Raw genomic sequence first — 15,409 nt, forward strand, 5'->3', positions numbered from 1 at the left:
AGAGGCGGCAATTGCTTGGGGGATTTGACAATGACCGGTGACATCGGCGCGGCTGCGCCATCTCTTATCAGGGCTTCGCTCAGCCGCACCGGCAAATGGGCCGGCAGCGTCGCTTTCATCGGCGGCGCCGCATCCGACATCCTCAATCCGCTGGCGCCGTTCGCCGCCTATATCGCGCTGGTCGCTTCGGTTGCCGCCGCCGTCATCGCCATTGCCATCGTTCTGCGGCTGGTGCTGGCCGCCAAGGCGCTGCCGGCGCTGATCTTTGCCACCAGCGCTGCCGCCGTCGCCGGCGGCGTCTATGGCCTGCAGCAGCAGTCCAATTCGCAGAACGGTGTGATCGCCGGCCTGGTGCCGGCCATCGCCCAGTTGCAGCAGCAGATGGGCATCGTCTCGGCCAGGGTGGCCAGGATCGAGCAAACGGTAACCGAGACGAAGCTGGCGGTCGACCAGGTCAAGCAATCGACCGACGCGGTGGCGAAGAAGACCGAGGAAATTGCGTCGACCCAGCAGCAGCAGGCTGAGCAGGGCGCGCAGACGCAAAAGTCGGTAGAGGCGGTCAAGCAGACGACCGAAACGCTCGCTGCCGGCCAGCAGAAACAGGCCGAGCAGGCGGATAAGCTTCAGGCGACCACCGAGCAGATCGCCGCCTCGATCGACACCATCGCCAAGGGCTTTGCCGCATTGGCCGCGCAGGGCGGGACGATCGCCGAGCCGAAGCGGCCGGACGAATTCTATCACAATGCCCGCGTCTACGAGCTTTCCGGCGACATGCTGAATGCGCGGCGCTCCTATCTCGCTTTCGCCGGTTTCGACGTCGACGCCGTCGATCCCTACACACGCTTCGCCACCCTGCTGCGCGTGCAGGACGGCAAGGCCGGCGCCCGCGAAGTGTTCGGCGCCCTGGCCGACAAGGCCAAGGCGCTGTCGATCAAGCTGGTCCATATCCTGCAGTTCGACGATGCCCAGCGTCTCGACAAGCTCAACGCCTTCATCGCCGCCAATCCGGATTTCGCACCGGCCTATTACCTGCTCGCGCAGGAGTTTTCCGAGGATCGCCTCGGCGTCCAGTCGCTGTCCGACAAGCGCAGCGAGGCCGAGGCGCTGACCAGGTTCGTCTCCTATGAAAAGGAAGGCGGGCTGCTCAAATATTTCGTCGACCAGACGCAGCTCGCCGACTGGCTCGACCGCAGCCGTACCCGCCTGACGGCGCTTGGCGACGTGCTCGACCCAGCACGCTTTGCCCCGACGCTGACGCCGATGCGCTCCAATGCCGGCTGGACGATCTCCATCTCGCTGCCCGAGGCCGCGACCGGCATTTCCTGGCGCATGGGTGTGTCAGGTCCGTTCACCGACACCGGGCTGATGGCGATGAACGACCAGCGCACCGGCAAGCCGATGCCCAATCCGAGCTTCGAATTGCCCGACAGCACCACGGCCACCACCATCGGGGTCAAGTATCTCGATCTCAGGGGCCGCGAGACCGGGCCGTTCAACATAAGTTTCGATCCGGACGCAGCGCTGCAACAGGGCAACAAACAGATCCTCGACCAGTTCTGGACGTCGTGGATCGCCTTCGACGCCAGCGGCAATCACGGCCTGGTCTATTTCTCCCAGATGCTGTCGTTCCGCTGCGGCATCAAGGAGGTGCGCTACAGCCTGAACGGCACGGCGCTCGACAGGGAGATCAAGCTGCCGCCTTGCGACAAGAAGGACCCGTACGCCATTCCTTATGACTACCAGCCTTACTTCAAGGTCGCCGACAACGTGACGTCGATGGCGGTGCAGGTCACCTACACCGACGGCACCAAGTCGCCGGTGCGCGAGTATAAGCGGCAGTAGGCGCCCACCCTCCCCCATGTGGGGAGGGTCGATCCGCGTAGCGGATCGGGGTGGGGGTCCTCGTAGGGCGCTACCCCCACCCCGTCGATCGATCTCCGCTTCGCTCCGATCGCTCGCCGACCCTCCCCACAAGGGGGAGGGTAAAAATCGCCCTGATGCAAAATGCCGGTCGCTGTGCTTGCGCATCCCTCGCGGAGCGGGTTTGTTCGCTGCCATCAGAATCAGCAGGTGCGCGGATGGATACGGTCACGATCAAGGCAAAGGGCATTTCGGTCACGCTCGATCTCACTGTCGGCCATATCGCCGACATAACGGTCGACAGCGATGGCCGCCAGCTGAAGCCGCTGCACCGCGCGCCCTGGATCGATGCCGGCGAGACGCTGCCGCCGGACCTGCCTGAAGGCACGGTGCGGCTGTCGGGCGATTTCCTATGCGCACCGTTTTCGGCCAGCGACATCGAGGCCGCACCGCTGCATGGCTGGCCGGCCAACAGCCCCTGGGATGTCACCGTCAGCGAAGCGACATCCGACGGCTGGCGGGCCGTCTTCCGGTTGCGCCGCACGGTGATGGGCGCGACGGTCGACAAGATCTTCACGCTCCGCAACAGTCATCCCTTTCTCTATCAGGAGCATGTCTTTTCCGGCGGTTCCGGAGCGGTCTCCGCCGCCCACCATCCGATGGCGGCGATGCGCGATGGCGGCCGGCTGGCCTTTTCGCCGAAGCGCTTTGCCGGGACACTGGACGCACCGCTGGAGCCCGATCCGGCCCGCGGCCGCTTCAAGCTTTCCTATCCCGCCCGCTCGACCGATCTGACGCGCTTTCCAGCCACCGGCGGCGGCACGCTCGATCTCACCGACTACCGCATGGAGGATGAGCGCGAGGATTTCATCACCCTGGTCGAAGCCGATCATGACGGTCCGGGCTGGACGGCGCTGGCGCGCCGGGCCGAACAGGATCTGGTGCTGGTGCTGAAGAACCCGGCGGAGCTTCCGGTCACCATGCTGTGGTTCAGCAATGGCGGCCGCGACTACGCGCCGTGGAGCAGCCGCCATCGCGGCGTGCTCGGCATCGAGGACGGCCGCGCCGCCATCGGCCATGCCGCATCGATCGACGACAATTGGCTGAAGCGCGAAGGGGTCGCGACCGCTTTTACCCTCGGCGGCGAAGTCTCCTTCCGCCATGTCATCGGCACGCTGCCGCTGGCGAGCGGCGAGCCGCCGCGCGCTATCGGGACAGCCTCAGGTCACATGCATCTCACCGGAGCCGATGGTTCGACCCGCGATGTCGCATTCGACAGCGATTTCCTGCGGATCGGCCAGCCCGGCTGATTTTCGAACGCTGGCCCTGCCCCTCACCTGCCTGCCGGCATCCTCGACACACGGCACATGGAGCTTGTCCGCCGCACCGCCGCGCCAACCAATCTGCTTGGCGCTGCGGCGGACGCATAGGGGGAGAAGTGTTACCCATCTATCGGCTGCACACCGGCAGGGCGACGAGGGGCAGCGCTGACGTGGCGGATGTCGTGAGATTGCCCAAATCGCGGTTTGAAATTTCCTCAAACTGCCGACAAGATGCAAAGCATAACTGGAAGCGCCCAATGTCCGAAATCGCCCATCTCGCCGCCACCATCTTCAAGCGCGCCGGCAAGGCGAAACGCTTCATCGTCGCCATTGCCGGCCCGCCCGGCGCCGGCAAGTCGACGCTCTCGGCCGGCCTGCATGATCTGTTGCCGGAGGGCGCGGCTGAAGTCGTGCCGATGGACGGCTTCCACTATGACGACATCGTGCTCGACCAGCGCGGCCTGCGGTCAAGAAAGGGCGCGCCGGAGACTTTCGACTTCGCCGGCTTCGAGACGCTGTTGAAGCGCATCCGTTCGGGCGAGCCAGACATCGCCATTCCGGTGTTCGACCGCAGCATGGAATTGTCGCGCGCCGCCGCCTCCATCGTTGCCGCCGAGACCAAGTTCATCCTGGTCGAAGGCAATTACCTCCTGCTGGACGAGGAGCCGTGGTCGCGGCTGGCGCCGCTGTTCGACTTCACCATCTTTGTCGATGTGCCGCGTGCCGAACTCGAGCGCCGCCTTCTGGTGCGCTGGCACGAGCATGGCCGCTCCGACGAAGACGCCCGCGCTTGGATCGCTTCCAACGACATGCCCAACATCGATCGCGTGCTCGGCCGTCGCAGGTCCGCCGACCTGGTTGTTGGCGATCCCGCATAGTTCGCTGGACTTCGGAACGGGAACCTTAAGACTTTCAGGTCGTTATCTCTCATCGGCAATCGTGCCGCCGTGAGGGAACCGTCAGATGGCAACCAAGGCAAAAACACCCGCCAAGAGCAAGACCGCTCAACCCAAAGCCAGGCAGGCAAAGGCCACGCAGGCGAAGGCAGGCGCCGGCCCGGCGATCGCCGAGCGGTCCAAGGACGCAAAGCCGGCTTTCGGCAAAGCGGCGCCAAAGAAGGTAGAACCGGTGGCGACGGCAAAGGTGACGGCGAAAACCGCCAAACCCAAGAAGCCGGCAAGCAGCGGCTCGGTGGCCGGCGGCGCGATGCGCACCGTCAAGGCCACCGCCAATGTCGCCGCTGGTGCGGTGGCGGCGACAGCCAGGGGCGCTGCGTCGCTCGCTGCGTCCGTCATCGGCAAGGGCGGCTCGAAAAGCAAGGCCAAGGCGAAATAGACCCGGCTGCTTCGGCCGGCCGAGGTCAATTCCTGGCGGGAATGGTCAGGCCGCGCTGCACCGCGGGCCGCGCCAGCCCGCGCTCCAGCCATGCCGCGACGGTGGGGAAGTCGTCGAAGCCGACGAGTTCGCGCGCCTCGTAGAAGCCGATCAGATTGCGCACCCAGCCCAGCATCGAAATGTCGGCGATGGTATAGTCGTCGTCCATGATCCAGGTTCGACCCTTCAGCCGCGTCTCCAGCACCCCGATCAGCCGCCGCGATTCATTGCGGTAGCGATCCAGCGGCCGCTTGTCGGCGATCTCGCGTCCGGCGAATTTGTTGAAAAACCCGACCTGTCCGAAAATCGGCCCGATCGCCGCCATCTGGAAGAACACCCATTGGATGGTCTCGTAGCGCCGCGCCGGATCGGCAGGGATCAGCTTGCCGGTCTTGTCGGTGAGGTAGAGCAGGATGGCGCCGGATTCGAACAGGCCGAATGGCCTGCCGCCCGGCCCGTCGGGGTCGATGATCGCAGGTATCTTGCCGTTCGGGTTCAGCGACAGGAATTCCGGCGTCCAGCTCTGGTCCTTGCCGATATCCACCAGATGCGCCTCGTAGGGGAGGCCGAGTTCTTCCAGCGCGATCGAGACTTTCACCCCATTCGGCGTCGTCGCGGAATAGAGCTGCAGGCGGTCGGGGTGGCTGGCCGGCCAGCGCTTGGTGATCGGAAAGGCGGACAGGTCGGTCATCGAAAGCTCCGGTCGGGAATTTGGCGCGGTATCGCGCCGTCTGGCGAGTTGCGAAGGATTATCCTCGGCTTCTTTGCCGATCAACCGGTCGAAGGTGCACACACCGTCTTCGCAGTCATTCAGGGCCAGTCGCTCAGGCCAGTCGCTTGCCGTCAGACCGCCTTGAACGCCACCACGGCATTGGTGCCGCCGAAGGCAAAACCGTTGCTGATCGCCGCGCGCACCTTGCGCTCGCGCGCCACATTCGGCGTGATGTCGAGATCGCAGTCGGGGTCGGCCTGCCGGAAATTGGCCGTCGGCGGCACGATGCCTTCGCGGATCGCCATCACGCAGGCGATCATTTCCAGGCCGCCCGAGGCGCCGAGGCAATGGGCATGCATCGACTTGGTCGACGACACCGACAGCTTATAGGCATGGTCGCCGAAGACGCGCTTGATTGCCGCCGTCTCGATCTGGTCGTTGGCCTTGGTGCCGGTGCCGTGGGCGTTGAGATAGTCGACGTCCTCGGGATTGAGCCCGGCGTCCGCCAGGCAGGCGCGCATCGCCGCCGTCGGTCCCTCGACAGTCGGCGCGACGATATCGGAAGCGTCGGCGGAAAGGCCGGCTCCGGCAAATTCGGCCAGAATGGTCGCGCCGCGCGCCATGGCGTGTTCATACGTTTCCAGCACCGCCATTCCAGCACCTTCGCCGAGCGACAGGCCTTGGCGATCGGCCGAGAACGGCCGGCAGGTATCGGGCGCCAGCACCCGCAGGGCCTCCCAGCCCTTCAGGATGCCCCAAAGCAGCGGCGCGTCGGTGCCGCCGGCGACCATGACATCGGCGCGGCCGAGCCGGATCTGGTCGACCGCCGAGGCAAAGGCGTGATTGGACGAGGAGCAGGCCGAAGTGACGCCGAACACCGGCCCGCGCAGGCCGAGATTCATGCTGACATGGCCGGATGCCGCACTCGGCATCACTTTCGGCACGGTGAAGATGCCGGCCCGGTTCTTGCCGTCGACCAGGATGGCGCGATAGTTCTCCTCGATCGCCTCCCAGCCGCAGACGCCGACGCCGACAACCGCGCCCATCCGGTAGGTGGTTGCTTCAGTCGATGTCAGGCCGGCATGCTGCATGGCTTCGCGCGCGGCAATCGTCGCCAAAAGGCTGAAGCGGTCCATCGACACGGTCTGCTTGTGGCTGATGCCATGGTCGGGCAGCGTCTTGATTTCGCAGCCGACCTTGACCTTCAAATCATGCAAACCGGGATTGCTGATTTGACCGATGGCCGATCGGCCGGCCCGCATTTCGTTCCAGATTGCAGGCGCATTGGCGCCGAGCCCGCATATGCCGCCGATGCCGGTAATGACGACGCGCTTTTGCATTCAGCTCAGGCTTTTTTCGCAATCAGCGCGCGAACAGCCTCAACCATATCGCCGACATTCTTGAGATTGCTCCAGGCATCGACCGTGTTCATCTCGATCTCGATGCCGTACTGCTCCTCGAGATCGAAGATGATCTCGGTCAGTTCCAGGGAATGGATGCCAAGCGCGGTCAATTCCGTATTGGTGGTGATCTCTTCGCCACCGGGCTCCGCATGTGCCCTGATCTTGGCGATGATTTCCGTTGCCAGCTCGTCAGCCATTCGATTCCTTCCCCAATTTTATAACGTCGCGGTGCCGATTGGTTGGCGCCCCTGTTGCCCGGACTGAAATCGCCGTCGCCTTCAAAAACCCGCCAGGCGCAGCATGACCGTTCCAAAGAGGCTCCCTCTATAGAAACGGAAACGCTGTCAAGCAACAAGCTATATCAACAAGCACCATATCGACAAAGCGCCGGGAGTGCTTAACGTTAGCGCCGTGGATACGTTGCAGCATGTCTTGATCCCAGCTCTTCCGGCCCAGCGCGCGGCCGGGGCGGCCCGGCTTGCGTGCGGCGTCAGGGATGGACGCACCCGGCTTTTGCGCCTCTATCAGGACGGCTCGGCCAAAATCCGCATGCCGGCCGTTGCGGCCGATCCGCTCGAAGCCGTGCTCATCAACACCGCCGGCGGTCTGACCGGCGGCGATCGGCTCGGCTGGGAAATCGATGTCGGGCCAGGTGCCTCCGCCTCGATAACCACCCAGGCCTGCGAAAAGATCTATCGTGCCGCTAGCGACCGCGCCGAAGTTCGGGTGAAGCTCAGCGTCGGCGCGGGCGGGCGTATCGCCTGGCTGCCCCAGGAAACCATCGTCTTCGACCGCTCGGCCTTTGCCCGCACGCTCGAGGTCGAGCTTGCCGCAGGCGCCGAGGCATTGCTGCTTGAAGCCACCATATTCGGCCGCCTCGCCATGGGCGAAGAGGCCGCGCACGGCCATTTCCACGACCGTTGGCGTGTCCGCCAGGATGGTGCGCTCGTTCATGCCGAGGATTTCCGCATCGGGCCGGCTATCGCGGCGGCACTTGGCCGCCCGGCGGTCGCCGGCGGCGCCATTGCCGCTGCGACGCTGCTGATGGTCTCGCCGCAGGCCGAAGGCTTGCTCGATCCGGCCCGCGACATCGTCGGCGCCGACGGCGATGCCAGCGCCTGGAGCGTCAAAAAATCTGGCAAGCTTCTTGCGAGGCTGTTTGCCGAGGACGGCTATCAGCTGCGCAAGCGGCTGGTTCCGCTGGTCGAACTGCTCAACGGGCGGGCGGGTCTGCCCAAATTATGGTCACTCTGAGCCAAATACAGGCCAAATCCAGGAAAGCGCATGAACCTGACGCCGCGTGAAAAGGACAAGCTGCTCATCGCCATGGCGGCGATCGTGGCGCGCAAGCGGCTGGAACGCGGCGTCAAGCTCAATCACCCCGAAGCGATCGCGCTGATCACCGATTTCGTCGTCGAGGGCGCCCGCGACGGCCGCCCGGTCGCCGAACTGATGGAGGCCGGCGCCCATGTCATCACCCGCGCGCAGGTGATGGAAGGCATCGCCGAGATGATCCACGACGTGCAGGTCGAGGCGACCTTTCCCGACGGCACCAAGCTGGTGACCGTTCACGAACCGATCAGGTGAGGAGAAAACGATGCTGGAGCTGCGACCGAATTGCGAATGCTGCGACAAGGACCTGCCGCCGGAAGCGGCGGACGCGCTGATCTGCACCTTTGAATGCACCTTCTGCGCTGACTGCGCTGAACATGTGCTGGGCGGCGTCTGCCCGAACTGCGGCGGCAATTTTTCCGCACGCCCGATCCGCCCAGTGGAGAAACTGGTGAAATATCCGGCCTCGACCCAACGCGTGCTCAAGGCCGAGGGCTGCGGCCCGCGCAAGGCTGCGTGATTGTTTTCGTGACTTCGAAGGGAAGACCGATGATCTCTGCTTCAACCAAACGCACCACGCTTGCAGCGATCCTGCTGCTGGCGGCGGCGATGCCCGCCTATGCCCATGTCGGCATCGGCACGACCTCGTCCTTCGCGGCGGGCTTCGCGCATCCGCTGTCCGGCCTCGACCATATGACCGTCATGGTAGCCGTCGGCCTGTGGGCGGCGCTCAAGGGCGGCAAGGCAATCTGGGCCTGGCCGCTGGCCTTTGTCGGCGTCATGCTGGTCGGCGGCGCGCTCGGCATGCTCCACGTGCCGGTGCCTTTCGTCGAACCGGGCATCCTTGCCTCCGTCGTCGCGCTTGGCTTGCTGGTGGCGTTGGCGGTCGATCTGCCGGTCTCGGCCGGAGTCGCCATCATCGGCCTGTTCGCGCTGTTCCATGGCCATGCCCACGGCACCGAAGTGCCGGAAAATGCAGGTGGGCTTGACTATATGGCCGGCTTTGCCGTTGCCACCGCACTTCTCCATGCCATGGGCATCGCTGCCGGCCTTGGCCTCGGCATGCGCTTTCTCGGGCTTGCCCGCGCCGCTGGCGCCGCTTGTGCTGCAGTCGGCGGCGGCCTGGTCTTCGGCGTTTTGTGAGGCTAACGATGATTCCCGGCGAAATCATCACCGCAAGCGGCGACATCGAGCTCAACAAGGGGCTGCCGACGGTGACGCTGAAGGTCGCCAACAGCGGCGACCGGCCGATCCAGGTCGGCAGCCACTACCATTTCTTCGAGACCAATGAGGGGTTGAAATTCGACCGCGACAAAGCGCGCGGCATGCGTCTGGACATTGCCGCCGGCACCGCGATGCGCTTCGAACCGGGACAAGAGCGGGACGTCACGCTGGTGCCGTTCGGAGGAAAACGCGAGGTCTACGGTTTTCAGCAGAAGATCATGGGCAGGCTGTGAGATCGACGGGGTCGAGCGCCCTGAGGTCAGTTCGACGGCCTGGCCGCCGCGTAGATGACGATTCTTGCCGAGCCGTCGAATTCCACCGCAAGGACGTCTTCCGTAAGCACGCGCCGCGAATCGATGGCGTTGAACAGCAAGGCGTTGGCGTCGATCTCCTTGCGCAGTTCCGCAATGTCGTCCTGATGCTGTTCGACCTTGCTCTCGACGGCCGGCGGCGGGCCGCCTTCGCTGCGCGCCGCGTCGGTGAGGAAGACGATATCCACAGTATCGAGCTTGGACGTCTTGCGCACGGCGCCGATGTTCTCACGCGTCCGCTCGATCGCGGTGATGATCTTGTTGGTCTGTGGTTCCGTCCGCGCCTCCTCCTGCCGGACATCGGAGCCGACGATCCTGTCGACGGTGTCGGCCCGGTTGACGGCGTCAGCGCTTTCAAGACCTTGCGCGGCTTGCGGGCCGAAAGCTGCGAGAAATGTGCAGGCAGCAAGGCTCTGGAGCCATCTGGTGTCGGCAAAGACAGGCATTGCTCACTCCTGGTGGACTTTTCTGTGCAACGCCGTTCGGCGCCAAAGGAACGAAACGCCTCCTGTCGGGCGAAGGTTCCCTGTGGGCTGGCGGGCCGGGTGCCGGCCCGCCAAGCGCTTCTTTCAGCTTGCCTTCTTGGTGACAAGGGTCAGCGCGCCATCGGTGGTCATGCTGGCGGCGACCACCTGTGCCGAGGTGAGCCCCTTGGCTTCGAGCGCCGACTTGATCTGCGGCGTCGCGTCGATCGAAGAGCGCAGTTTCTGCAGCCCGGCATCGCCACGCTGGGCGATCACCTGATTGACCTGCGTCTGGGTGGCCTTGGGCAATTCGCTGATATCGACGATGTTGACCTTCTGGATCGCCGGCGCCGCCGGCTGAGCGCTGGGCGCCGCCGGCTTCGGTTGCGGCGTGGGCTGTTGCTGGGCGCCGGCTACGGTTGCGGAGGCCAGCGTGGCGGCGGCTGCAAGAACGATGATTTTGCGCATGTATTTTCCTTTCATCGATTTGGCCAAGGGTTTGGCAAACGGGCGGTTTGGGGTGGCACGTCCACCTCAACGGCCAAATGGGATCAGAAGGTGTCGCCAAGCGGGTCATTGCATGACCATTGGATGGCGACGATGTGGAGTTCGGCTGCGGCCGGACTCTCGTTTGGGGAGCATTGACTGATGGCTAGAATTACCCGCGCCGCCTACGCGCAGATGTATGGCCCGACGGTCGGCGACAGAGTGCGCCTGGCCGACACCGAACTGTTTATCGAGGTCGAAAAGGACCTCACCGTCCATGGCGAGGAGGTGAAATTCGGCGGCGGCAAGGTCATCCGCGACGGCATGGGCCAGAGCCAGGTGTCGCGCGCCGGCGGCGCGGTCGACACGGTCATCACCAACGCGCTGGTGGTCGATGCCACGGCCGGCATCTTCAAGGCCGATATAGGTCTCAGGGACGGCCGCATCGCGGCCATCGGCAAGGCCGGCAATCCCGACACGCAGGACGGCGTCACCATCGTCATCGGCCCCGGTACAGAGATCATCGCGGGCGAGGGCAAGATCCTGACCGCCGGCGGCTTCGACGCGCACATCCACTTCATCTGCCCGCAGCAGATCGACGAAGCGCTGATGTCGGGCATCACCACCATGCTCGGCGGCGGCACCGGCCCGGCGCATGGCACGCTGGCCACCACCTGCACGCCTGGACCCTGGCACATGGCGCGCATGATCCAGTCCTTCGACGCTTTCCCGATGAACATCGGCCTGTCCGGCAAGGGCAACGCCTCGCTGCCGGCAGCGCTGGAGGAAATGGTGCTGGGCGGCGCCTGCTCGCTGAAGCTGCACGAGGACTGGGGCACGACGCCGGCGGCCATCGACTGCTGCCTGTCGGTTGCCGACGATTACGACGTGCAGGTGATGATCCACACCGATACGCTGAACGAATCCGGCTTTGTCGAGAACACCGTCGCCGCCATCAAGGGCCGCACCATCCACGCCTTCCACACCGAGGGTGCCGGCGGCGGCCATGCGCCCGATATCATCAAGGTCTGCGGCTTGCCCAACGTCATTCCGTCTTCGACCAACCCGACCCGGCCCTACACCGTCAACACGCTGGCCGAGCATCTCGACATGCTGATGGTCTGCCACCATCTGTCGCCGTCGATCCCTGAAGACATCGCCTTTGCCGAAAGCCGCATCCGCAAGGAGACCATCGCGGCGGAAGACATTCTGCACGATATCGGCGCCTTCTCGATCATCTCGTCGGACTCGCAGGCCATGGGCCGTGTCGGCGAGGTGGCGATCCGCACCTGGCAGACCGCCGACAAGATGAAGCGCCAGCGCGGGTCATTGCCGCAGGAGACCGGCAACAACGACAATTTCCGCGTCCGCCGCTACATCGCCAAATACACCATCAACCCGGCCATCGCGCATGGCCTGTCCAGGGACATCGGTTCGATCGCGGTCGGCAAGCGCGCCGATCTGGTGCTGTGGAACCCAGCCTTCTTCGGCGTCAAACCGGACATGGTGCTGATCGGCGGCATGATAGCCGCAGCCCCGATGGGCGACCCAAACGCCTCTATCCCGACACCGCAGCCGATGCACTACCGCCCGATGTTCGGCGCCTATGGCAAGGCCAGGACCAACTCGTCGGTGACGTTCGTTTCCAAGGCGGCTCTGGACTCAGGCCTGCATGGCCGGCTCGGCGTCGACAAGCAGTTCGTGGCCGTGGAAAACACCCGTGGCGGCATCGGCAAGCATTCGATGGTGCTCAACGACGCTACGCCGCATGTCGAAGTCGACCCGGAGACTTACGAGGTGCGCGCCGATGGCGAGCTACTGACCTGCGAGCCGGCAAGCGTGCTACCGATGGCGCAGCGGTATTTCCTGTTTTGAGGCGAGGGGCGATTTGATCGACCCGGCAAATTCCGTTGCGACCCGGTCGGTCCCACCGCAATATGCGGCTCAAAGAACCGCGTAGCAGGTCATGGTCACCGAAATAGCCTCCGCCCACGACATCTTCCCGCATATCCGCATCGTCATGGGCATGGTGATCGGACTTGGCGTCGCTCGCCTGCTGTCGGGGGTGGCGCGAATCGTCCAGCATCCCGGCCAGTACAGGCTCTATCCCGTGCACCTCGGCTGGGTCGCCTCCATGCTGTTGCTGCTGGTGCATTTCTGGTGGTGGGAGTTCGGCCTCTACACCATAGAGGTCTGGACTTTCGGCAAGTACCTGTTCCTGATCTTCTACGCCATCACGCTGTTCCTGCTGTGCGCGCTGCTGTTTCCGGATTCGATGCTCGACTACACCAGCTACGAGGATTTCTTCTATTCACGCCGTGGCTGGTTCTTCGGCCTGCTGGCGACGACCTATCTGCTCGACGTCGTCGACACGCTGCTGAAGGGTCCCGAGCATTTCGCCCGCTACGGCAATGAATATCTGTTCCGAACGCCGGTTTTCGTGGTGTTGTGCATCGCCGCCATACTGGTGCGTGACCGCCGCTTCCACATCGCATTCGTCGCCGGCACGCTGATCTATCAGATATCGTTCATCCTGCGGCTCTTCGACACCATCGTCTGAACAGTGGCTATGGTTTAGGGTCGCAGGAAAGAGGGTTCAACCATGTACAAGGCCATCGGATCGCGTGGATCCCGCGTCAGCCGCGTTCTGTGGATGCTCGAGGAACTCGGGCAGCCCTATGAATTCGTCGAGGTCAAATTGCGTTCGCCCGAAGCCTATGCGCTCAACCCGTCGGGCAAGGTGCCGATCCTGATCGATGGCGAACTGACGGTGACTGATTCGGCGGCAATCTGCGTCTATCTCGCCGACAAGCACGCCGACAAAGGCATGGGCGCCAATCCAGGTGTGGCCGGACGCGCCGAAATGGATTCCTGGATGCATTTTGCCCAGTCCGAGTTCGAAGCGCCGCTGTGGAACAAGCTGCGCCACCGCTTCCTGTTGCCGAAGGACGTGCGGGTCGATGTCGGCCCCGCCGCCGCCTACGATTTCGCCTCGGAGGCCAAGGCGCTCGACGGCCGGCTGGGGGATCGGGAGTTTGCGCTGGGCGACCGGTTTTCCGCCGTCGACGTGCTGTTGGGCGACATGGGCGGCTGGGCCCGCGCCGGAAAATTTCCGATCGAATCCGAGCGCGTCAACGCGTATTTCGACCGCGTCCTGGCGCGGCCTGCCCGTGCGAGAGCCCAGGCTAACGGTGGAGCCATGCGATGAAACTCAACCTGAACACCGACTTCACCAAGTTCCCCCGGGCCGTCTCGGTGGTGCCTGCCGGCACTGCCGGAACTACGCCGCCATCCGGCCGTGCCGTCCTGCCCCATGACGAGCGTCATTTGCGCCGCCGCGCCATTGAGCTTGCCGACGGCAGCAAGGTGCTGGTCGATCTGCCCGAGCCCGTGACCTTGAACGATGGCGACCGGCTGGTGCTGGAGGATGGCGGCCAGGTCGAGATCACCGCGGCACCCGAAGAGGTCTATGATATCCGCGCCCGCGATGCGGTGCATCTGACGGAGCTTGCCTGGCATATCGGCAACCGCCATCTGGCGGCAGCGATCGAGCCCGGCCGCATCCTGATCCTGCGCGACCATGTCATCAAGGCTATGCTGGAAGGGCTGGGCGCCACGGTCCGCGAAGTCTCCGAACCGTTCAAGCCGGTGCGCGGCGCCTATTCCGCCCAAGGTGCGCATGGTCACGATCATGGCCATGCGCATGCGCACGCCGAAGCGCATTCCCATGATGGACGTTCCCACGCACACAGCGAGTCGCATTCGCACAGCCATTCCCATGACGGGCACCATCACGATCATGACTGACCAGCCATCCGGCATCGCTTTGCTGCGGCTCATGGCGTGGCTGTCGCCGGCCTTTCCGGTCGGCGGCTTTGCCTACAGCCATGGCCTCGAACGCGCCGGGCAAGACGGGCTGGTTGCCGATACCGCCAGCCTCGCCTTCTGGCTGGAGACGCTGGTCGAGATGGGCTCGGGCTGGAACGACGCCGTGCTCTTCACGGAAGCCTGGCGCCGCGCCCGCGACGGCGGCGATCTCCATGAAATTGCCGATCTCGCCGAAGCGCTGGCCGGCTCGCGTGAGCGTCACACCGAAACCATGCTGCAAGGCGCCGCCTTCCTGAAAGCGGCAGCGGCTTGGGCGAATCCGGTGTTGGGCCGCCTGCCGGCCGAATGCGCCTACTGTGTCGCCGTCGGCGCCGTTGCCGGCGGCAACGGCATCGCGCTTCAGGACGCGATGTCGGCCTTCCTGCAGGCCTTCTTCTCCAACCTCGTCCAGGCGGCGATCCGACTCGGAATCGTCGGCCAGACGGACGCTATGGCCTTGCTCGCCGGCTTCGAGCCGTTGGCGCTGTCGACGGCCGCGCGCGCCGCCGGCTCGACATTGGACGATCTCGGCGGCTGCGCCTTCATCTCCGACATCATGGCGATGAAGCACGAGACGCAGTATTCCAGGCTGTTCCGCTCATGATCGTCCTCGCCTTCGCCCTCTCGGCCGTCCTGCTGCTGATCACCGCGCTGCATGTCTATTGGGGCCTTGGCGGCATCTGGCCGGGCAGGGACGGCGTCTCCTGCGCCCACGCCGTCGTCGGCTTTCGCGGCGTCGACGAGATGCCGACGCCGTTTGCCTGTCTCGCCGTTGCCGCGTGCCTGTGCCTCGCAACCCTGTGGCCGCTGGCGCTGACCGGGGTCTTCGCCACCCCCTTTCCAAGGGAAGGCCTTGCCGCCACAGCGCTGCTCATAGGGCTGGTCTTCCTCGGCCGCGGCATTGCCGGCTTCACGCCGTGGTGGCGCCGTCTGGCGCCGGAACAGCCTTTTGCGCGGCTCGATGTCAGCTTCTATTCGCCGCTCTGCCTGTTGATCGGGCTCAGCTTCGCCATCCTCGCCATCACGGAGTTTTCGGCATGACGGATTTTTCGCT

General features: G+C 64.6%; 20 protein-coding genes. 15 read left to right on the plus strand and 5 right to left on the minus strand.

Features of this window, described 5'->3' with window-relative positions; translation table 11 throughout:
- Positions 1 to 30 precede the first annotated feature (30 nt).
- The 4 genes from NKI10_RS23440 to NKI10_RS23455 all read left to right on the plus strand — a co-directional run bounded on the left by NKI10_RS23440 (position 31) and on the right by NKI10_RS23455 (position 4,517).
- Complete coding sequence (locus NKI10_RS23440; RefSeq protein ID WP_023714517.1) at positions 31 to 1,842, plus strand: methyl-accepting chemotaxis protein; 1,812 nt, start codon at positions 31 to 33, stop codon at positions 1,840 to 1,842.
- Between the two features lie 236 nt (positions 1,843 to 2,078).
- Positions 2,079 to 3,170 carry a hypothetical protein gene (locus tag NKI10_RS23445; protein ID WP_023755467.1) on the plus strand — a complete coding sequence of 364 codons (1,092 nt, stop codon included), beginning with the start codon at positions 2,079 to 2,081 and terminating at the stop codon, positions 3,168 to 3,170.
- 269 nt (positions 3,171 to 3,439) lie between these two features.
- Entirely contained in the window at positions 3,440 to 4,060 is a 621-nt protein-coding gene (locus NKI10_RS23450) for a nucleoside triphosphate hydrolase (protein WP_023671222.1), read from the plus strand.
- An 85-nt stretch (positions 4,061 to 4,145) separates the two neighbouring features.
- Positions 4,146 to 4,517, plus strand: a complete 372-nt coding sequence (locus tag NKI10_RS23455; protein WP_023683605.1) for a hypothetical protein — start codon at positions 4,146 to 4,148, stop codon at positions 4,515 to 4,517.
- Between the two features lie 25 nt (positions 4,518 to 4,542).
- On the opposite strand, the gene NKI10_RS23460 is transcribed toward NKI10_RS23455, so the two are convergent.
- From NKI10_RS23460 to NKI10_RS23470, 3 genes are all read right to left on the minus strand, one after another.
- Positions 4,543 to 5,247: a glutathione S-transferase family protein gene (locus NKI10_RS23460; RefSeq protein ID WP_023671224.1), complete on the minus strand. Its 705-nt coding sequence runs from the start codon at positions 5,245 to 5,247 to the stop codon at positions 4,543 to 4,545.
- 152 nt (positions 5,248 to 5,399) lie between these two features.
- Positions 5,400 to 6,608, minus strand: a complete 1,209-nt coding sequence (locus NKI10_RS23465) for a beta-ketoacyl-[acyl-carrier-protein] synthase family protein (RefSeq protein ID WP_023671225.1) — start codon at positions 6,606 to 6,608, stop codon at positions 5,400 to 5,402.
- A gap of 5 nt (positions 6,609 to 6,613) precedes the next feature.
- On the minus strand, positions 6,614 to 6,868 hold the full coding sequence (locus tag NKI10_RS23470; protein ID WP_023671226.1) for an acyl carrier protein: 255 nt from the start codon (positions 6,866 to 6,868) through the stop codon (positions 6,614 to 6,616).
- Between the two features lie 235 nt (positions 6,869 to 7,103).
- On the opposite strand from NKI10_RS23470, the gene NKI10_RS23475 reads away from it, so the two are divergent.
- Genes NKI10_RS23475 through NKI10_RS23495 form a run of 5 tightly spaced genes read left to right on the plus strand, consistent with a single transcriptional unit; the run spans position 7,104 to position 9,460 of the window.
- Positions 7,104 to 7,925, plus strand: coding sequence for an urease accessory protein UreD (locus tag NKI10_RS23475; RefSeq protein WP_084014374.1), 822 nt, complete (start codon positions 7,104 to 7,106; stop codon positions 7,923 to 7,925).
- 30 nt (positions 7,926 to 7,955) lie between these two features.
- On the plus strand, positions 7,956 to 8,258 hold the full coding sequence (locus NKI10_RS23480) for an urease subunit gamma (RefSeq protein WP_023671228.1): 303 nt from the start codon (positions 7,956 to 7,958) through the stop codon (positions 8,256 to 8,258).
- Between the two features lie 10 nt (positions 8,259 to 8,268).
- Positions 8,269 to 8,523: a DUF1272 domain-containing protein gene (locus NKI10_RS23485; RefSeq protein ID WP_023671229.1), complete on the plus strand. Its 255-nt coding sequence runs from the start codon at positions 8,269 to 8,271 to the stop codon at positions 8,521 to 8,523.
- 29 nt (positions 8,524 to 8,552) lie between these two features.
- The gene (locus NKI10_RS23490) at positions 8,553 to 9,146 is read left to right on the plus strand and encodes a HupE/UreJ family protein (RefSeq protein ID WP_352510626.1); all 594 of its coding nucleotides are present in this window, start codon (positions 8,553 to 8,555) and stop codon (positions 9,144 to 9,146) included.
- Between the two features lie 8 nt (positions 9,147 to 9,154).
- Positions 9,155 to 9,460: an urease subunit beta gene (locus NKI10_RS23495; RefSeq protein WP_023671231.1), complete on the plus strand. Its 306-nt coding sequence runs from the start codon at positions 9,155 to 9,157 to the stop codon at positions 9,458 to 9,460.
- A 26-nt stretch (positions 9,461 to 9,486) separates the two neighbouring features.
- On the opposite strand, the gene NKI10_RS23500 is transcribed toward NKI10_RS23495, so the two are convergent.
- Complete coding sequence (locus NKI10_RS23500) at positions 9,487 to 9,984, minus strand: hypothetical protein (protein WP_352838961.1); 498 nt, start codon at positions 9,982 to 9,984, stop codon at positions 9,487 to 9,489.
- A gap of 123 nt (positions 9,985 to 10,107) precedes the next feature.
- Positions 10,108 to 10,470, minus strand: coding sequence for a hypothetical protein (locus NKI10_RS23505; protein WP_023671233.1), 363 nt, complete (start codon positions 10,468 to 10,470; stop codon positions 10,108 to 10,110).
- 180 nt (positions 10,471 to 10,650) lie between these two features.
- Here NKI10_RS23505 and ureC point away from each other — a divergent pair, with 180 nt between their 5' ends.
- From ureC to NKI10_RS23535, 6 genes are all read left to right on the plus strand, one after another.
- The gene (ureC, locus tag NKI10_RS23510) at positions 10,651 to 12,363 is read left to right on the plus strand and encodes an urease subunit alpha (protein WP_502897570.1); all 1,713 of its coding nucleotides are present in this window, start codon (positions 10,651 to 10,653) and stop codon (positions 12,361 to 12,363) included.
- Positions 12,364 to 12,454: 91 nt separating this feature from the next.
- Positions 12,455 to 13,048, plus strand: a complete 594-nt coding sequence (locus NKI10_RS23515; protein ID WP_023683601.1) for a hypothetical protein — start codon at positions 12,455 to 12,457, stop codon at positions 13,046 to 13,048.
- 42 nt (positions 13,049 to 13,090) lie between these two features.
- The gene (locus tag NKI10_RS23520) at positions 13,091 to 13,696 is read left to right on the plus strand and encodes a glutathione S-transferase family protein (RefSeq protein ID WP_023683600.1); all 606 of its coding nucleotides are present in this window, start codon (positions 13,091 to 13,093) and stop codon (positions 13,694 to 13,696) included.
- Positions 13,693 to 14,295, plus strand: coding sequence for an urease accessory protein UreE (gene ureE / locus NKI10_RS23525; RefSeq protein ID WP_023683599.1), 603 nt, complete (start codon positions 13,693 to 13,695; stop codon positions 14,293 to 14,295). The genes NKI10_RS23520 and ureE overlap by 4 nt, the downstream gene beginning before the upstream one ends.
- A complete protein-coding gene (locus tag NKI10_RS23530; RefSeq protein ID WP_023683598.1) occupies positions 14,288 to 14,959 on the plus strand; it encodes an urease accessory protein UreF in 672 nt (223 codons plus the stop codon). Before ureE ends, NKI10_RS23530 begins: the two co-directional genes overlap by 8 nt.
- Positions 14,956 to 15,396, plus strand: a complete 441-nt coding sequence (locus NKI10_RS23535) for a DUF3995 domain-containing protein (RefSeq protein ID WP_023683597.1) — start codon at positions 14,956 to 14,958, stop codon at positions 15,394 to 15,396. Before NKI10_RS23530 ends, NKI10_RS23535 begins: the two co-directional genes overlap by 4 nt.
- Positions 15,397 to 15,409: the final 13 nt, after the last annotated feature.

This window comes from Mesorhizobium sp. M0802, assembly GCF_040320115.1.
In the GTDB taxonomy this organism is placed as follows: domain Bacteria; phylum Pseudomonadota; class Alphaproteobacteria; order Rhizobiales; family Rhizobiaceae; genus Mesorhizobium.

Excerpts from the sequence above, each read along its gene's own strand:
- NKI10_RS23455 (WP_023683605.1), top strand. The coding sequence starts at position 4,146 with ATGGCAACCAAGGCAAAAACACCCGCCAAGAGCAAGACCGCTCAACCC.
- ureC (WP_502897570.1), top strand. The coding sequence starts at position 10,651 with ATGGCTAGAATTACCCGCGCCGCCTACGCGCAGATGTATGGCCCGACG.
- NKI10_RS23485 (WP_023671229.1), top strand. The coding sequence starts at position 8,269 with ATGCTGGAGCTGCGACCGAATTGCGAATGCTGCGACAAGGACCTGCCG.
- NKI10_RS23480 (WP_023671228.1), top strand. The coding sequence starts at position 7,956 with ATGAACCTGACGCCGCGTGAAAAGGACAAGCTGCTCATCGCCATGGCG.
- ureE (WP_023683599.1), top strand. The coding sequence starts at position 13,693 with ATGAAACTCAACCTGAACACCGACTTCACCAAGTTCCCCCGGGCCGTC.
- NKI10_RS23505 (WP_023671233.1), bottom strand. The coding sequence starts at position 10,470 with ATGCGCAAAATCATCGTTCTTGCAGCCGCCGCCACGCTGGCCTCCGCA.
- NKI10_RS23530 (WP_023683598.1), top strand. The coding sequence starts at position 14,288 with ATGACTGACCAGCCATCCGGCATCGCTTTGCTGCGGCTCATGGCGTGG.
- NKI10_RS23520 (WP_023683600.1), top strand. The coding sequence starts at position 13,091 with ATGTACAAGGCCATCGGATCGCGTGGATCCCGCGTCAGCCGCGTTCTG.
- NKI10_RS23450 (WP_023671222.1), top strand. The coding sequence starts at position 3,440 with ATGTCCGAAATCGCCCATCTCGCCGCCACCATCTTCAAGCGCGCCGGC.
- NKI10_RS23515 (WP_023683601.1), top strand. The coding sequence starts at position 12,455 with ATGGTCACCGAAATAGCCTCCGCCCACGACATCTTCCCGCATATCCGC.
- NKI10_RS23470 (WP_023671226.1), bottom strand. The coding sequence starts at position 6,868 with ATGGCTGACGAGCTGGCAACGGAAATCATCGCCAAGATCAGGGCACAT.
- NKI10_RS23460 (WP_023671224.1), bottom strand. The coding sequence starts at position 5,247 with ATGACCGACCTGTCCGCCTTTCCGATCACCAAGCGCTGGCCGGCCAGC.
- NKI10_RS23535 (WP_023683597.1), top strand. The coding sequence starts at position 14,956 with ATGATCGTCCTCGCCTTCGCCCTCTCGGCCGTCCTGCTGCTGATCACC.
- NKI10_RS23445 (WP_023755467.1), top strand. The coding sequence starts at position 2,079 with ATGGATACGGTCACGATCAAGGCAAAGGGCATTTCGGTCACGCTCGAT.
- NKI10_RS23495 (WP_023671231.1), top strand. The coding sequence starts at position 9,155 with ATGATTCCCGGCGAAATCATCACCGCAAGCGGCGACATCGAGCTCAAC.
- NKI10_RS23500 (WP_352838961.1), bottom strand. The coding sequence starts at position 9,984 with ATGCCTGTCTTTGCCGACACCAGATGGCTCCAGAGCCTTGCTGCCTGC.
- NKI10_RS23465 (WP_023671225.1), bottom strand. The coding sequence starts at position 6,608 with ATGCAAAAGCGCGTCGTCATTACCGGCATCGGCGGCATATGCGGGCTC.
- NKI10_RS23490 (WP_352510626.1), top strand. The coding sequence starts at position 8,553 with ATGATCTCTGCTTCAACCAAACGCACCACGCTTGCAGCGATCCTGCTG.
- NKI10_RS23440 (WP_023714517.1), top strand. The coding sequence starts at position 31 with ATGACCGGTGACATCGGCGCGGCTGCGCCATCTCTTATCAGGGCTTCG.